This window comes from Pilosibacter sp. YYHA0881 (assembly GCF_051602715.1).
GTDB classification, from domain to species: domain Bacteria; phylum Bacillota; class Clostridia; order Lachnospirales; family Lachnospiraceae; genus Alitiscatomonas; species Alitiscatomonas aceti.
Genome location: NZ_CP175657.1, coordinates 961,204 through 976,068, shown reverse-complemented (window position 1 = coordinate 976,068; position 14,865 = coordinate 961,204). Strand labels below are relative to the sequence as shown.

Sequence of the window (14,865 nt, the reverse complement as noted above, 5' to 3'; positions counted from 1 at the left end):
ATGGCAATGATAGGCTGGCTTGTGGTTTTTGTGGCACTGGTGGGAATAGAAGTCGGTACCATGGCACTGACGACCATCTGGTTTGCAGGCGGAGCCCTGGCGGCGTTCTTTATGGCGTTGGCCGGACTTTCCTTCCAGGTGCAGATGACGGTATTTCTGGCGGTCTCCTTTGTCCTTCTGATCTTTACCAGGCCCTTTGCCGTTAAGTACGTCAACAAAGGGACTGTAAGGACCAATGTGGACGGACTTGTGGGAAAAAAGGCCAGGGTACTGGAGGAGATCGACAATGGCTCCGGCTCTGGAACGGCTGTTCTCAACGGTCAGGAATGGACGGCCAGGGCGGTGAGGGACGATCTGGTGATCCATAAAGGAGAGACAGTGATCGTAAAAGAGATCCGCGGAGTGAAACTGATGGTGGACCGTATTTCGGAAGGAGAATAGTATGGATTTTTTATTAAGCTTTATTGGGATCAGTATACTTGTTGTTGTAGTCCTGCTTCTGCTGACCTCCTGTGTAAAGATCGTTCCCCAGGCCCAGGCTCTGGTGGTGGAACGGCTGGGAGCGTATCTGGATACCTGGTCGGTGGGCGTTCATTTTAAAATGCCCTTCATCGACCGGGTGGCAAAGCGGGTGATCTTAAAGGAGCAGGTGGTGGATTTCGCGCCCCAGCCGGTGATCACCAAGGACAACGTGACCATGAAGATCGACACAGTGGTATTTTTCCAGATCACAGACCCCAAGCTTTACGCTTATGGAGTGGAAAATCCCATCATGGCCATTGAGAACCTGACGGCCACGACGCTCAGAAACATCATCGGCGACCTGGAGTTAGACCAGACCCTGACCTCCAGGGAGACCATCAACACCAAAATGCGCGCAGCCCTGGACGTGGCCACCGATCCCTGGGGAATCAAGGTAAACCGGGTGGAGCTTAAGAACATCATTCCTCCGGCAGCCATCCAGGACGCCATGGAAAAGCAGATGAAGGCAGAGCGGGAACGCCGGGAGGCGATCTTAAGGGCTGAAGGTGAAAAGAAATCCACGATCCTGGTGGCCGAGGGTAAAAAGCAGTCGGCCATCCTGGATGCAGAGGCCGATAAGCAGGCGGCCATCCTTCACGCAGAGGCTGAAAAGGAAAAACGGATCCGTGAGGCAGAGGGCCAGGCGGAGGCGATCTTAAAGATCCAGCAGGCCAATGCAGACGGTATCCGTATGATCAAGGAGGCAGGCGCAGACCAGGCGGTGCTGACCTTAAAGAGCCTGGAGGCCTTTACAAAGGCCGCAGACGGCAGAGCCACCAAGATCATCATTCCGTCGGAGATCCAGTCGGTGGCGGGACTTGTGAAGAGCGTTACTGAGATCGCAAAAGATACGGATGTGAAGGCATGAGACTGACCCTGGACCCGTCCCTGGAATACGGTGTCGTTTTAGAAGGCGGCGGAGCCAGGGGCGCATACCAGATCGGCGCCTTAAAGGCGGTCACTGAGGCCGGGATCCGGATCGGCGCTGTGGCGGGCGCTTCTGTGGGCGCCTTAAACGGCGCCTTCCTTTGTATGGGAGACTTAAAGGCAGCCGAAGAGCTGTGGGGAAATCTGGCATACTCCCAGATCTTAAACGTGGAGGATGAAACGATCCGGGCCATAAAGACCCTGGGCCTGAAGGCCTCCACGGTCCCCCAGCTCATGGCAGAGGCCAGGAAGGTGGTTTCCGGCCGGGGGCTTGATATCACCCCCTTTAAAGAGCTCCTGGAGAAATACGTGGATGAGGAAAAGATCAGAAGCTCCCCCTGTGATCTTTATGTCACCTCTCTTTCGGTCACGGACCGGAGGGAGGTGGTCTTTGACGTGAAGCAGGCTCCTTCTGGGACCATAAAGGACGTATTGTTAGCCAGCGCGTTTTTCCCGGCCTTTAAAAATGAAAAGCTGGGCGGAAAGACGTATCTGGACGGCGGTATGGTGAACAACGTGCCGGTGGACGTCCTGGCAGAGCGGGGATATAAAAATCTGATCGTGATCCGGATCTACGGCATCGGCGTGGATACGGAACGGCGGACGGAGCTGCCGGAGGACGTGAATGTATACAGGATCGCTCCCAGGAGAAATCTGGGCGGGATCCTGGAGTTCGAGAAAAAGAGGACCAGACGGAACATGACCCTGGGATATTTTGACGCCAGGCGTCTGCTTTATGGTCTGGCTGGCAGAAGGTATTATTTTTATCTGCCCCATACAGAGGCCTATTATTTCAACCGCCTTATGACTGAAATCCAGATCTTCCGCCATTATTTTTCCGTCCATCTGGAGCGTGGGGAGGGAGAGGGGACCTCTGGCTACCGGATGTATACGGAGCATGTATTTCCCTCTCTGGCAGAAAAATTCAGGCTGAGGCCCGACTGGGATTACAGGGAGCTTTACGGGGCGGTCCTGGAGGTCTGCGCCAGATCCATGGATCTGGAGGTGTTTGAGATCTATACGGCGGACGGGATCATGGAGCGGGTACACAGGATATTAGGAAAGAGTTAGGAGACTTTGGATGCCTGGAAAAGAGAGAAGACGCAGAGTGAGAGGAGAGTCCATGGCCCTGGATACCCTGCACATCGTCATTGGTGCGGCGGTGGTGGTCATGGCGGTCATTTCCTTTATAAATCCGGAGGAATATATGTTTTTCTTTCCGGTCATTTTTCTTCTGGCGGCTATATTAAATCTGGTCACCGGAAAATACAGATATAAGCGCAGTGTAAGGAACCAGAAAAAAAAGATCTCATCCGCGCTTCAGATGGCGTTTGGAGGAGCCCTGGCGGTCCTTGCAGTCATCAGCGCAGTGAGCATCTGGTGGAGGTAGAGGATGAAGGGAGAGATCCTTAAATTACTGAAGGAGTCGGACGGATATCTTTCCGGACAGGAGCTCTGCGAGCGGTTCGGCGTATCCAGAACGGCGGTCTGGAAGGTGATCAACCAGCTAAAGGAAGAGGGCTACGAGATCGAGGCCATCCGGAACAAGGGATACATTTTAAAGAGCGTATCCGACGTATTGTCAAAGGAGGAGCTGGAAAGCTCCTTAAAGACCCGATGGGCGGGGAAGGAGATCCATTATTTTGACCGGACAGATTCCACCAATATCCAGGCAAGACTGGCAGGCGAAGCTGGCGCCTCCCATGGGACCCTGGCGGTGGCGGAGATCCAGGACGGAGGCCGGGGACGGAGAGGAAGGAACTGGATCTCTCCGGCAGGTGTGGGCGTCTGGATGAGCCTCCTGCTGCGGCCGGAGATCTCACCTGTTTCTGCCTCCATGCTGACCCTGGTCATGGCTCTAGCAGCCCAGAAGGGCATCAAGGAGGCCACAGGGATCGAGAGCCAGATCAAATGGCCCAATGATCTTGTATTAAATAAGAAGAAGATCTGCGGGATCCTGACGGAAATGGGAACGGAATTTATGGAGATCAAATATGTGGTGATAGGAACAGGGATCAACGTAAACCAGGAGGAGTTTCCGGAGGAGCTTAGGAAGACGGCCACGTCCCTTTATCTGGAAACGGGGAAAAAGTACCACAGGAGCCGGATCATCGAAAGGATCCTGGAGGCCCTGGAGGAGTATTACGGGATCTTTGTTAAAACAGAGGATATGTCCGCGCTGCTGGAGGAATATAATGAAAAGCTGGTGAACCAGGGACAGGAGGTCTGTGTGCTGGACCCGAAGGGAGAGTACCGGGGCCTCTGCCAGGGGATCACAAAGACTGGCGGGCTTCTGGTGGAGCTTTCTGACGGCACGGTCACAGAGGTGATCTCGGGAGAGGTCTCAGTCCGGGGAGTGTACGGCTATGTTTAGGCCGTCTCCTTACGAGGCCCTCCAGGTCCTCCCGCCAGAGGAGCGGGAGCTGTCCGGGAAAGAGCGGCTCTTACTGGCCTCCGGCCCCCTGCTTTCCTGGTACAGAAGGGAAAAGAGGGATCTTCCATGGAGGGAAAACCGGGACCCATACCGGATCTGGATCTCTGAGATCATGCTCCAGCAGACCCGGGTGGAGGCGGTAAAACCGTACTTTTTCCGGTTTTTTGAGCACTTCCCCAGGATTTCGGATCTTGCGGCTGCTCCGGAGGAGGAGCTTTTAAAATGCTGGGAGGGGCTGGGATATTACAGCCGCGCCAGAAATATAAAAAAGGCCGCAGAGATCCTGACGGAAAAATATAACGGGATCTTTCCGGAAAGCTACGGGGAGATCCTGGCACTTCCCGGGATCGGCAGCTATACGGCGGGAGCCATTGCCTCCATTGCCTTTGAGCTTCCGGTGCCGGCGGTGGACGGCAATGTACTGAGGGTGCTGTCCCGGGTGACCGGGAGCTTTGACGATATTTTAAAGCAGTCCACAAAGAAGAAAATGGAGGCCCTGGTATCAGAGGTCATACAGCCGGGGAGCGCCGGGGACTTTAACCAGGCGCTCATCGAGACAGGAGCCATGATCTGCATCCCCGGGGGAGCGCCCTTGTGCAGCCAGTGTCCGTTTTTTACAGTCTGTGCCGCAAGGAGCCAGGGGCTGACGGAAAAGCTGCCGGTAAAAACGCCGAAGAAAAAGAGGAAGATCGAGGAAAAGACCGTATTATTACTGGAATACCAGGATAAAATAGCCATAAGAAAGCGCAGGGAGGACGGACTCCTGGCTTCCCTTTATGAGTTTGTGAACGTGCCGGGACAGCTTTCTGCCGAAGAAGCCGGAGCGCTTCTGGACCAGGAGGTCTGGCCGGAGCCGCTTCCAGAGGCGAAGCATATCTTCAGCCATGTGGAATGGCATATGGGCGGATATTTCGTCTCCTTAAAGGAAATGCCGGAATCGCTGCCGGGAGAGGAGAGTGGCCCGGCGCTTTTCCTGACCTGGGAGGAGATCCGGAAGGAGTATCCGGTCCCCAACGCCTTTGCAGTCTATAAAAAATATCTGGATCAGAGATATGGAGGGGAAGAAGAATGAAAAACATGATATTTCTGTTTAATCCCCGGTCCGGCCGGGAGCAGATCCGGAGCCAGCTCATGGGGATCCTGGATTATTTCTGCAGCCAGGGCTATTTTCCTTCGGTGTATGTGACCCAGAACTCCCAGGATGCGGAGCGCATCGCCAGGGAATACGGCAGCTCCGCGGATCTGTTTTTATGCAGCGGCGGGGACGGCACTTTAAACAATGTGGTATCGGGCCTCATGGCGCTGGAAAAACGGCCGGTGCTGGGCTATCTTCCCTCCGGCTCCACCAACGATTATGCCCGGAGCCTGGAGATCCCCGGAGATCCCAGAGAGGCCGCGGAGGTTGCCCTGACGGCGGGAGAGAGACAGGTGGATGTGGGCCGGTTCGGCACGGACCGGTATTTTGTATACATTGCGGCCTTTGGGGCCTTTACCGAGGTTTCTTATAAAACTCCCCAGGATAAGAAAAATGTCCTGGGCCATCAGGCCTATATCCTGGAGTCAGTGAAGAGCCTGGCCTCTTTAAAATCCCATCATATGAAGATCCAGTGGGAGGAGGGGACCATTGAGGGAGAGTTTATCTTCGGAATGATCACCAATACCACCAGCGTCGGCGGCTTTAAGGGCCTGACTCCCAGGGATGTGGATTTTGACGACGGAATGTTTGAGGCCTTATTTATCCGGACGCCGAAGACCCCGTCGGATCTGTCCAATATCGTCTCCTATATGTTTTTAAAGGATGAGGAAAACGCTTATGTATTCCGGTTCCACACCTCCCGGGTGGTCATCACCGCCAAAGAAGAGGTATCCTGGGTCTTAGACGGCGAATACGGAGGGACATTGAAGGAGACTGTGGTGGAGAACATCCACGGAGCCATTGCCTTAAGATGCGGAGAAAAGATAAAAAAATGTTGAAAAATGTAGTGGGATGGTATATAATGAATCATCGTGGAACAGTTTGTCTGTATCACAGGACATTTTTCACTTGAAAGGGCGTAACTCGTGGAAAAGGAACAATTTTTAGTAAAACTCAGAAAGCTTGTTGAGCTGGGAAGATCGAAGCAGAACGCGCTGGACGTGGCTGAGATCAACGATTTTTTCACCGGAGACAATCTGGGTCCGGAGCAGATGGATGAAATTTACAGTTATCTGGAACACAGCAATATTGATGTGGTTCCGATAAGCGACGACGCATTGCTTGCGGAAGATGATTCACTGCTGATGGACGATATGGACGGCGATTTCTCAGACGACAAGATGGAAGAGGATATCGACCTGGATGCGATCGACCTGCTGGAGGGGATCGGAACGGAGGATCCGGTACGTATGTACTTAAAGGAGATCGGTACGGTTCCGCTTCTGTCTGCAGAGGAAGAGCTGCGGCTGGCCAAAAGAAAAGCAGAGGGCGATGAGTCTGCCAAGGAGCGTCTCATCGAGGCCAACCTGAGGCTGGTGGTCAGCATCGCAAAGCGCTATACGGGCCGTGGAATGAGCTTCCTGGATCTGGTCCAGGAGGGAAATCTGGGGCTTATTAAAGGCGTAGAGAAATTTGACTATACAAAAGGCTACAAATTAAGTACATATGCAACCTGGTGGATCCGCCAGTCCGTCACAAGGGCTCTGGCTGACCAGGCGCGTACCATCCGCGTACCGGTGCATATGGTGGAAACCATCAATAAAATGTCCAAGATGCAGAGAAAGCTGACTCTGGAGCTGGGATATGAACCATCTGTTTCCGAGCTGGCAGAGGCGCTGGAAATGTCTGAGGATAAGGTGATGGAGATCATGCAGATCGCAAGGGAGCCGGCATCCTTAGAGACTCCCATCGGCGAGGAGGACGACTCCAACCTGGGAGATTTCGTGGCGGACAGCAACGCGGTGACTCCCGAGGGAAATGTGGAATCTGTCATGTTAAGGGAGCACATCGACGCACTGCTTGGCGACCTGAAGGAAAGGGAGCGCCAGGTGATCGTACTGCGCTTTGGTCTGGAGGACGGACATCCGAGAACACTGGAAGAGGTTGGAAAAGAATTCAACGTAACGAGGGAGAGGATCCGTCAGATCGAAGCTAAGGCTTTGAGGAAGTTAAGAAATCCTGTCCGCAGCAAGCGGATCCGGGATTTCCTGTAAGAAAACGAAAGAGGGCAGCAGGAGTCACATCCGGCTGTCCTTTTCCAACGGAAGGAAGCGTTTTTATGAACCGGAGAAATTACCAGAAGGAACTGGAGGCAGAGCTTTCCAATATAGAAAAGGAAGGGCGGGCGCCCACATTGTTTCTCCATAGCTGCTGCGCTCCCTGCAGCAGCTATGTGCTGGAATACCTGTCCAGATATTTTACGATCACAGTCTTTTACTATAATCCCAATATCTCCCCGGCTTCTGAATATGAGGAACGGGCCAGGGAGCAGGAGCGGCTGATCCGGGAAATGGAAACGGTCCACCCGGTCCGTTTTCTCTGCGGGGAATACCGTCCGGAGCTCTTTTACGAGGCTGTGAAGGGACTCGAGCAGGAGCCGGAGGGAGGAGCCCGGTGTACGGAATGCTTTAAGCTGCGCCTTCTGGAGGCCGCCAGGCTGGCAAAGGAGGGGGGCTTCGACTGTTTTACCACTACCCTCACCATCAGTCCTTTAAAGGATGCGGAGCGGTTAAACCGCATCGGGGAGGAAGCCGGGGCCCGGTATGGCGTCCGCTTTTTAAATTCGGACTTTAAAAAACGGAACGGCTATAAGCGGTCCACGGAGCTTTCCAGGGAATACGGGCTTTACCGCCAGGACTACTGCGGCTGCGTCTTTTCCCGCCGCCAGGCCAAACCTTGACAGAACTGCCAAACTATTATAGAATTGCATAAGAGTATAAAATGGGAAGGAGTTCTGTCCATGGTTTCAAGAAAAGTTCAGGTTGTAAATCCCTCCGGCCTCCATCTGCGTCCGGCAGGATTATTATGTCAGACTTCCATGAAATTTGAATCAAAGGTGAATATTCTGTATAAAGACCAGCAGATCAATGCCAAAAGCGTTTTAAATGTCATGGCTTCCGGAATCCGGTGCGGAACGGAAGTGGAGGTCTGCTGCGACGGAAAGGATGAGGAGGAGGCTCTGGAAGCCGTATGTACCCTCATTGAAACAGGCTTAAAGGAATAAAGAAACAAACTATATCTGGAGGAATCAAGCAAAATGAGTGAAGCACAGAATTGCAATCATGACTGCGGATCCTGCACTGCCAACTGCGACAGCCGGGTCCCGGATAAAAAGAGCTTTGAGGAAAAGCTGGCGGAGGGATGCTCTGTAAAGAAGGTCATCGGCGTTGTCAGCGGAAAGGGCGGCGTTGGAAAATCCCTGGTGACCTCTTTAATGGCGTGCCAGATGAGAGCCAGAGGCTATAAGGTGGGGATCCTGGACGCGGATATTACCGGTCCCTCCATCCCCAAATCCTTCGGGATCCACGATCCCCTCTGCGTGACCCCGGACGGAAAGCTTCTGGTACCGGCGGTATCCTCCACCGGGATCGAGGTGATCTCCTCCAACATGCTGTTAGAGCATGAGAGCGATCCGGTGATCTGGAGAGGACCTGTGATCGCAGGCGCTGTAAAACAGTTCTGGAACGAGACCTACTGGAAGGACATTGACTATATGTTCGTGGATATGCCTCCGGGAACCGGTGACGTTCCGCTGACTGTATTCCAGTCCCTGCCGGTGGACGGCATCCTGATCGTGACCTCTCCCCAGGAGCTGGTCTCCATGATCGTCGGAAAGGCTGTGAACATGGCTAAAAAGATGGACGTTCCGATCATCGGTCTCATTGAAAACATGAGCTATCTGGAGTGTCCGGACTGCGGAAAGAAAATCTCTGTATTCGGCGAGAGCAAGGTGGAGGAAGTTGGAAAAGAGTACGGGATCCCCGTGCTGGCCCAGATCCCCATCCGTCCGGAGATCGCAGGCTCCGTGGACGAGGGAACCGTGGAATATGTGAAGGCAGAATTCCTTGAGAAGGCAGCGGAGGCTGTGGAAAAACTGTAAGAATACACCGGATGAGAAAGGATCACAATGGCTGGACGGTATGAGGCCGTGCTGACAGCGGCGGAAAAGCTTCATGTAAGGCTTTTAAGGCTCCTGACGGGAGCGCTGACGTGTACCCTTTGGACAATGCCGGTCCTTGGAAGCCTCGGGATATGGGATCTGATGACCCATGGCCCGGGGCTTTCCGGCATTTTTCTGATCCTGGGCTTTCTGGCAGCTTATGTGTGTTTCCTGGGGATCCTGTGCTGGATGTGCCTGGTGTGCCGGCGGCTCAGGATCGCCAGACGGCTGCTGGTATGGATGCTTTTGTGGATCCCGTTTTTAAATTATGGCCTGGCTCTCTATGTGCGCGGTCTGGCAAAGCAGGAGACGGACCATATCCTTTACAGGATCAGCCTGGACGGTGTGCGGGCGGAAAAGAATGTGTGCAGCACAAAATATCCGCTGCTGCTGGTCCACGGCGTGGGCTTCCGGGATTTTCATTATTTTAACTATTGGGGGCGGATCCCCAGGGCGCTGAAGAAAAACGGAGCCAGGGTCTTTTACGGCCACCAGGAGGCCTGGGGGACTGTGGAGGAAAACGCCGGGATCCTCAAGGAAAAAATTTTTGAGATCCTCCGGGAGACCGGGGAGGAGAAGGTGAACATCATTGCCCATTCCAAGGGCGGGCTGGATTCCAGATATCTCATCAGCGGCCTCCATATGGCCCCCTATGTGGCTTCTCTGACCACCATCTGTACGCCCCACCGCGGCTCCATGCTGGCGGATCTTTTAATGAAGCTGCCGGATTTTCTGTACCGGGGGATCTGCGGCCTTATGGACCGGTATTTTGGAATGCTGGGAGACCGGGCGCCCAATGCCTATGTTGCCAGCCGCCAGTTATCCTGTGCCTGGACACAGGAATTCAACCGGAAATATCCAGATTCATCCAGCGTGTATTACCAGAGCTATGCCAGCATGATGAAATGCGGGGCAAGCTGCTGGCTTCTCAGTATCCCCTACTGGATCCTGAAGCTCCTGGACGCAGGGAGCGACGGGCTTGTGACGGAGGAATCTGCACGGTGGACCAATTTCAGGGGCACTCTTAAGAATACATACCTCCGCGGTATTTCCCATGGCGACATGATCGATCTGGCCAGGGAGGACTACAAAGGCTTCGACGTAATCGAATTTTATATCCATCTGGCCGGGGAACTGAAGGAACGGGGATTATAAAAGAGCACCGGACAGGAAGAAAAAGAGCTGGCGTTATTCCGCCAGCTCTTCCCATTTTTCATAAAGGACCTCCAGCTTTGCTGCCAGGTCTTCTTTTTCTTTATTAAGCTCCATGAGCCTTGCCACGTCTGTGAAGACGCTTTCGTCGCAGAGGAGTGCGTCGATCTCTCCGTCCCTGGTCTCCAGGTCGTGGATCTCGGCCTCCACCTTTTTCAGATCGTTCTGGCGCTTCCGGAGCCGGGCCTGTTCCTCCTTCTGGGCCTTCCAGTCCAGCTTTGTGTCTGTGGCAGGAGAGTTTGGGGAAACAGACTGGACAGAAACGGAGGCCTGGCCGGAATCAGCCGCTCCTGCGGTCCGGAGCACGCTTCCGGAGAACACAGAGCCTCCCGCAGCCGGGGTTTTGGCTGTCCCGTCGGAGCTGGTCCCAAAATGGGCCGCCATCATAGCTTCCCGTTTTTCCAGGTAGTAGTCGTAATTTCCGATATAATTTAAAAGCTTCCCTCCGGTCAGATCCAGGATCCGGGTGGCCGTTTTGTTGATGAAGTAACGGTCGTGGGATACGTAAAGGACCGTGCCGCCGTAATGGCTTAAGGCATTTTCCAGGATCTCCTTGGAGGTGATGTCCAGGTGGTTGGTGGGCTCGTCCAGGATCAGGAAATTGGCCTCAGAGAGCATCAGCTTGGCTAAGGACACCCGGCCACGCTCGCCGCCGCTTAAGTCGCCGATGCGCTTAAAGGCGTCGTCGCCGGTAAACAGGAAGGAGGCCAGGGTGTTGCGGATCTGGGTGTTGTTCATGCCTGGATAGGCGTCGGAGATCTCCTCAAACAGGGTCTTATCCATATGGAGCACCTGATGGTCCTGGTCGTAGTAGCCGATGTGGACCCGGGAGCCCAGGGTGATCTCCCCGTGATCCGGCGTCACAAGGCCGTTGATCATTTTCAGGATCGTGGTCTTTCCAGTGCCGTTGTCGCCGATGATGGCCACCCGCTCGCCGCGCTTTACGTCAAAATCCACATGGGAAAACAGGTGCTGGGCACCGAAGGATTTCTCCAGGTCCCGGACCGTTAAGACGTCGTTTCCGCTTAAGATATTGGGCTCTAAACGGATGTCCATGGCGTCGTTGATCTCTGTGGGTTTTTCCAGCACCTCGATCTTATTCAGCATCTTTTCCCGGCTTTCCGCCCGCTTGATGGACTTCTCCCGGTTAAAGGATTTCAGCTTTTCAATGACCTCCTCCTGGTGCTTGATCTCCTGCTGCTGGTTTAAGTAGGCCTTCATCTGGATGGCCCGCATCTGGGCCCGCTTTTCGCTGTACGCAGAATAATTGCCCAGGTAGACGGTGGCCTTTCCGTTGTCCAGCTCCACCACCTTGGTGACGATCTTATCCAGGAAATACCGGTCATGGGCCACGATGATGACGCTTCCCTTATAGTTTAAGAGATAATTCTCCAGCCAGGCAATGGAGGACATGTCCAGGTGGTTGGTGGGCTCGTCCAGAAGGATGATATCCGGGCTGGTCAGAAGGAGCTTTCCTAAGGACACCCGGGTCTTCTGGCCGCCGGAGAGGGTAGAGATCTGTTTTCCGAATTCCTCCTCCGGAAAGCCCAGGCCCTTTAAAACGCCCACGATCTCACTTTTCCAGGCATAGCCGTTGATGAGATCGAACTGGTGGCTTAAGCGGCTGTATGTATCCATCATGGCCTCCAGTTCTTCACCGTCAGCCAGCTTCATGGAGACCTCCAGCTCCCGGAGCCGTTCCTCCATTTCGATCACCGGCCGCTTTACCTCCAGCATTTCATCATAAATGGTCCGGTGGCTTAAAAGATCCTGGTTCTGGGCCAGATAGCCCAGGGTCTTTCCCTTGGAGATGACCACTTCCCCGGAGTCTGCCGGAAGTTCTCCGGTGATGATCTTTAGGAGCGTGGACTTCCCGGCTCCGTTGATGCCCACAATGGCGGCTTTTTCGTGTTCTTCTATATGAAAGGAAGCGTTTTTTAAGATGTCGTCGCTTCCAAAGGATTTGCAGATGCTGCTGCAGGACAGTATCATAGTTTCCTCCTAGTATTGTACAGATATAATGACTGCGGATTCCCGCCGGGAGCCGGTTTTCAGGGCGGCCTCCGGACACGGCTTCACCGGGGACGACGCGTCCCCGGTCAATAGTATAGTATAATATAGGTCCGGGGGATTTTCAATGGTTTCATGGACGGGAAGACGTGGATCTAAGAAAAAGAAATCATTCGTAAGAAATAATTTATTGAATAAAATAAAAAAAATGATATACTTTTGTTAAATACAAACATTAATTCGATGTAGTGTGAAAAATATTGAAATCAGGACCGGAGGTTTCAGACGGGAAGGGAGGAACAGAGTATGACAGAGAGAAAGAAAATATGTCGGGACTGTTATAAAGAACTCACCGAAAGGGGTTCCAGGCTGGGCGTCTGCCGGAACTGTGCCGGGAAGGAAGTGAAAAAGCTCCGGAAGCGGCTGATCGTTTCTTTCCTTGTGGGAGCTGCCCTTGTGGGATCGGTGCTGGCCTTCCGGAACCATATCTGCTCGGTCTATTATTTTCAGAAGCCGGGAGGAGATGTGGTCGTCCCTCTGTTTTTTGGCAATGTTCTGGTGAATGACCAGTTCTTTTTCGATATGTTTTATCCATCCAGGACCGGAGGGATCCTGTTTCTGGCGATCTGCTTCTTTGCGCCCTTCAGCTCCTTTATACGCATCGACTATCCCACATTCCGCCATCAGGCAGAGCTGGATATGCTGAAAATGGAGCCATTTACTGCGAAATACGCGGCCTCCTCCAATCACCAGCGGCAGGACGATGTGGGGATCTTCCTCGTGTCCTGTATCCTTTCGGCCGTTTCCGGCCCGTTCCTTTTCGTATACAGGATATACAGGCTGGTCCGCCTGTCGGCAGCGCTGAAGCGTGGGGACTGGTAAATAAATTCCTGGGTGCGGATGATGCAATTTACAGGGGAAGGAAACGATGGTGATAAAACAGAATGTTCCGCACGGGATGGATGATCCCGGTTTCAGAAGAAAGGATATTGTAATGATCAAGCTGCATGATATTCAAAAAGATTATGGAACAGTACCAGTCCTGGAAAATATCAGTCTGGAAATCATACCTGGAAAAATCTATGGACTGATTGGTCCCAATGGGGCTGGAAAGACTACATTTTTAAAAATCCTGGCGGGAATCCTCTATCCTGCGTCGGGATCCCTTGAAATCCAGGGCAGCCGGGAAAAATACGATCGGTGGTGCAGAACGCATGTGATCTACATTCCAGGTGGGGACCGTGGGCTGCGTCAGAAAAACTCCGTATATGAGAATGCCCTGTGTTATGGGATCATAAAGGGAATGAGAAAGCAGGCAGTGGCGGACAGGATCCTGGAACTGGCGCCGGTACTGTCCATGGAAAAATTGCTGGATAAAAGGGTGGAAACGCTTTCCATGGGACAGAAAAAGAAAGCTGCGCTGCTATGTGGGCTCTGCTCCGGAATGCAGGTGATTTTGTTTGATGAACCTTCACTGGGGGTTGATATCGACGGGATCGAGGAACTGAAATCCATTATAAAAAAAGTCCACCAGGAATATCAGATTACTTTTTTAATATCTTCGCACGATATGAGCTTTCTTTCTGACATTGCCAGCGAGTATATTTTTATGTCTGGCGGGAGGATAAAGCTGGAGCACCATGGACCCGCAGATCATAAGGATATTATGAAAAAATATCAGAAGCTGATCAGATAGGAGGAAATATGCAGAAATATTTAGAATTACTAAAAAATCAGATTATTCTTGATATAAAAGAAAGACTCTGCTACCGGATAAATCTGATCAGCGATCTTGCTTTGTTTACACTGATCTATTTTGCTGTTTTTTATCTGGCTGCATCTGGAGAGAGTACTGCGGAATCACGGTTTCTTACGCTTCTGGGGTATATTTTCTGGCAGTTTAACGCCATGGCTCTTGGATACAGCACCAGCACCATCCGCCTGGAGGCATCCAGAGGGACATTGGAGCTGTATATCCAAAGCAGATATTCGATTATACTTCTGATGGGGATCCGTCTGATGATATCATTGATGATCAGTGCAGTCACCATGTCCGGCATTCTGGTATTCTCAATCGCTGTACATATTTTAAACTTTTCAAATTTAGTTTTCTTTTTAAAAGCATTGGTACTGATCGTTCCCAGCATAATCGGGATGTACGGGATCGGCCTTATGATCGGTGCGGTCGGTCTGGGGGAGAAAAATACAGGACAGATGGTTATGATCATTCAGGGGACGATGCTGTTTTTGATCAACATGATACAGACAGAGAAATTCAGTATTCTTCATTTATTACCGTTTGCTCCAGGAATCGTAATCGTTCAGACACTTTATTCGGGGCAGCCCATATCAGCGCTCATTTCCCTTGGATATGTGGGGCTGAATCTCCTGTGGCTGGCGGCAGGAGTCTCTTTTTTTAATGTCATGCTGGAGAGGGAGAGGAGATACGGATCGTTTGATCATTATTAGAATAGGCGGGCAGATTCGTCTGGCGTAAGAACATATTTGGGATCATTGTCATGTATTTCAAACTTCTGAGGACATCATTCAGGAGTTGGAGCCTGTAATATACAGGTCAACATCAAAGTCTGATTCTTTTTAACCGCTCCATAATCATTTTCAATA

General features: G+C 52.4%; 16 protein-coding genes. 15 read left to right on the top strand and 1 reads right to left on the bottom strand.

Going from position 1 to position 14,865, the window contains the following annotated elements; translation table 11 throughout:
• The 12 genes from ACI6NM_RS04660 (at position 1) to ACI6NM_RS04605 (ending at position 10,173) form a co-directional block, all read left to right on the top strand.
• Positions 1 to 441, top strand: coding sequence for an NfeD family protein (locus ACI6NM_RS04660; RefSeq protein ID WP_262428064.1), 441 nt, complete (start codon positions 1 to 3; stop codon positions 439 to 441).
• Position 442: 1 nt separating this feature from the next.
• Positions 443 to 1,390, top strand: a complete 948-nt coding sequence (locus ACI6NM_RS04655; RefSeq protein ID WP_262428063.1) for an SPFH domain-containing protein — start codon at positions 443 to 445, stop codon at positions 1,388 to 1,390.
• Positions 1,387 to 2,520 (top strand): patatin-like phospholipase family protein, encoded by a 1,134-nt coding sequence (locus ACI6NM_RS04650; protein ID WP_262428062.1) that lies wholly within the window; start codon positions 1,387 to 1,389, stop codon positions 2,518 to 2,520. The genes ACI6NM_RS04655 and ACI6NM_RS04650 overlap by 4 nt, the downstream gene beginning before the upstream one ends.
• Before the next feature lie 10 nt (positions 2,521 to 2,530).
• Positions 2,531 to 2,839: a DUF6637 family protein gene (locus ACI6NM_RS04645; RefSeq protein ID WP_022273819.1), complete on the top strand. Its 309-nt coding sequence runs from the start codon at positions 2,531 to 2,533 to the stop codon at positions 2,837 to 2,839.
• Positions 2,840 to 2,842: 3 nt separating this feature from the next.
• A complete protein-coding gene (locus ACI6NM_RS04640) occupies positions 2,843 to 3,823 on the top strand; it encodes a biotin--[acetyl-CoA-carboxylase] ligase (protein ID WP_262428061.1) in 981 nt (326 codons plus the stop codon).
• Entirely contained in the window at positions 3,816 to 4,955 is a 1,140-nt protein-coding gene (gene mutY / locus ACI6NM_RS04635; RefSeq protein WP_262428060.1) for an A/G-specific adenine glycosylase, read from the top strand. Before ACI6NM_RS04640 ends, mutY begins: the two co-directional genes overlap by 8 nt.
• The gene (locus ACI6NM_RS04630) at positions 4,952 to 5,857 is read left to right on the top strand and encodes a diacylglycerol/lipid kinase family protein (RefSeq protein ID WP_158359618.1); all 906 of its coding nucleotides are present in this window, start codon (positions 4,952 to 4,954) and stop codon (positions 5,855 to 5,857) included. Before mutY ends, ACI6NM_RS04630 begins: the two co-directional genes overlap by 4 nt.
• An 87-nt stretch (positions 5,858 to 5,944) precedes the next feature.
• Positions 5,945 to 7,072, top strand: coding sequence for an RNA polymerase sigma factor RpoD (rpoD, locus tag ACI6NM_RS04625; RefSeq protein ID WP_022273160.1), 1,128 nt, complete (start codon positions 5,945 to 5,947; stop codon positions 7,070 to 7,072).
• 65 nt (positions 7,073 to 7,137) lie between these two features.
• Positions 7,138 to 7,758 carry an epoxyqueuosine reductase QueH gene (locus tag ACI6NM_RS04620; protein ID WP_262428059.1) on the top strand — a complete coding sequence of 207 codons (621 nt, stop codon included), beginning with the start codon at positions 7,138 to 7,140 and terminating at the stop codon, positions 7,756 to 7,758.
• Between the two features lie 60 nt (positions 7,759 to 7,818).
• Entirely contained in the window at positions 7,819 to 8,082 is a 264-nt protein-coding gene (locus ACI6NM_RS04615; RefSeq protein WP_022273158.1) for an HPr family phosphocarrier protein, read from the top strand.
• A 33-nt stretch (positions 8,083 to 8,115) separates the two neighbouring features.
• A complete protein-coding gene (locus ACI6NM_RS04610; protein ID WP_022273157.1) occupies positions 8,116 to 8,958 on the top strand; it encodes an Mrp/NBP35 family ATP-binding protein in 843 nt (280 codons plus the stop codon).
• A gap of 27 nt (positions 8,959 to 8,985) precedes the next feature.
• Positions 8,986 to 10,173: an esterase/lipase family protein gene (locus ACI6NM_RS04605; RefSeq protein ID WP_262428058.1), complete on the top strand. Its 1,188-nt coding sequence runs from the start codon at positions 8,986 to 8,988 to the stop codon at positions 10,171 to 10,173.
• Between the two features lie 33 nt (positions 10,174 to 10,206).
• Here ACI6NM_RS04605 and abc-f read toward each other — a convergent pair whose 3' ends face one another.
• A complete protein-coding gene (abc-f, locus tag ACI6NM_RS04600; RefSeq protein WP_262428057.1) occupies positions 10,207 to 12,222 on the bottom strand; it encodes a ribosomal protection-like ABC-F family protein in 2,016 nt (671 codons plus the stop codon).
• A gap of 324 nt (positions 12,223 to 12,546) precedes the next feature.
• Between abc-f and ACI6NM_RS04595 the strand changes: the two genes are divergently transcribed.
• The 3 genes from ACI6NM_RS04595 (at position 12,547) to ACI6NM_RS04585 (ending at position 14,709) form a co-directional block, all read left to right on the top strand.
• Positions 12,547 to 13,122 (top strand): hypothetical protein, encoded by a 576-nt coding sequence (locus tag ACI6NM_RS04595; protein ID WP_262428056.1) that lies wholly within the window; start codon positions 12,547 to 12,549, stop codon positions 13,120 to 13,122.
• Between the two features lie 112 nt (positions 13,123 to 13,234).
• Complete coding sequence (locus ACI6NM_RS04590; RefSeq protein ID WP_438501051.1) at positions 13,235 to 13,936, top strand: ATP-binding cassette domain-containing protein; 702 nt, start codon at positions 13,235 to 13,237, stop codon at positions 13,934 to 13,936.
• Positions 13,937 to 13,944: 8 nt separating this feature from the next.
• The gene (locus tag ACI6NM_RS04585; RefSeq protein WP_438501050.1) at positions 13,945 to 14,709 is read left to right on the top strand and encodes a hypothetical protein; all 765 of its coding nucleotides are present in this window, start codon (positions 13,945 to 13,947) and stop codon (positions 14,707 to 14,709) included.
• The last annotated feature ends 156 nt before the right edge of the window (positions 14,710 to 14,865 follow it).

What these genes read in the sequence shown, in the direction of transcription:
- ACI6NM_RS04620 (WP_262428059.1), top strand. Translation starts at nt 7,138, where the DNA reads ATGAACCGGAGAAATTACCAGAAGGAACTGGAGGCAGAGCTTTCCAAT.
- ACI6NM_RS04590 (WP_438501051.1), top strand. Translation starts at nt 13,235, where the DNA reads ATGATCAAGCTGCATGATATTCAAAAAGATTATGGAACAGTACCAGTC.
- ACI6NM_RS04640 (WP_262428061.1), top strand. Translation starts at nt 2,843, where the DNA reads ATGAAGGGAGAGATCCTTAAATTACTGAAGGAGTCGGACGGATATCTT.
- ACI6NM_RS04595 (WP_262428056.1), top strand. Translation starts at nt 12,547, where the DNA reads ATGACAGAGAGAAAGAAAATATGTCGGGACTGTTATAAAGAACTCACC.
- ACI6NM_RS04660 (WP_262428064.1), top strand. Translation starts at nt 1, where the DNA reads ATGGCAATGATAGGCTGGCTTGTGGTTTTTGTGGCACTGGTGGGAATA.
- ACI6NM_RS04605 (WP_262428058.1), top strand. Translation starts at nt 8,986, where the DNA reads ATGGCTGGACGGTATGAGGCCGTGCTGACAGCGGCGGAAAAGCTTCAT.
- ACI6NM_RS04650 (WP_262428062.1), top strand. Translation starts at nt 1,387, where the DNA reads ATGAGACTGACCCTGGACCCGTCCCTGGAATACGGTGTCGTTTTAGAA.
- mutY (WP_262428060.1), top strand. Translation starts at nt 3,816, where the DNA reads ATGTTTAGGCCGTCTCCTTACGAGGCCCTCCAGGTCCTCCCGCCAGAG.
- ACI6NM_RS04585 (WP_438501050.1), top strand. Translation starts at nt 13,945, where the DNA reads ATGCAGAAATATTTAGAATTACTAAAAAATCAGATTATTCTTGATATA.
- abc-f (WP_262428057.1), bottom strand. Translation starts at nt 12,222, where the DNA reads ATGATACTGTCCTGCAGCAGCATCTGCAAATCCTTTGGAAGCGACGAC.
- ACI6NM_RS04610 (WP_022273157.1), top strand. Translation starts at nt 8,116, where the DNA reads ATGAGTGAAGCACAGAATTGCAATCATGACTGCGGATCCTGCACTGCC.
- ACI6NM_RS04630 (WP_158359618.1), top strand. Translation starts at nt 4,952, where the DNA reads ATGAAAAACATGATATTTCTGTTTAATCCCCGGTCCGGCCGGGAGCAG.
- ACI6NM_RS04615 (WP_022273158.1), top strand. Translation starts at nt 7,819, where the DNA reads ATGGTTTCAAGAAAAGTTCAGGTTGTAAATCCCTCCGGCCTCCATCTG.
- ACI6NM_RS04645 (WP_022273819.1), top strand. Translation starts at nt 2,531, where the DNA reads ATGCCTGGAAAAGAGAGAAGACGCAGAGTGAGAGGAGAGTCCATGGCC.
- ACI6NM_RS04655 (WP_262428063.1), top strand. Translation starts at nt 443, where the DNA reads ATGGATTTTTTATTAAGCTTTATTGGGATCAGTATACTTGTTGTTGTA.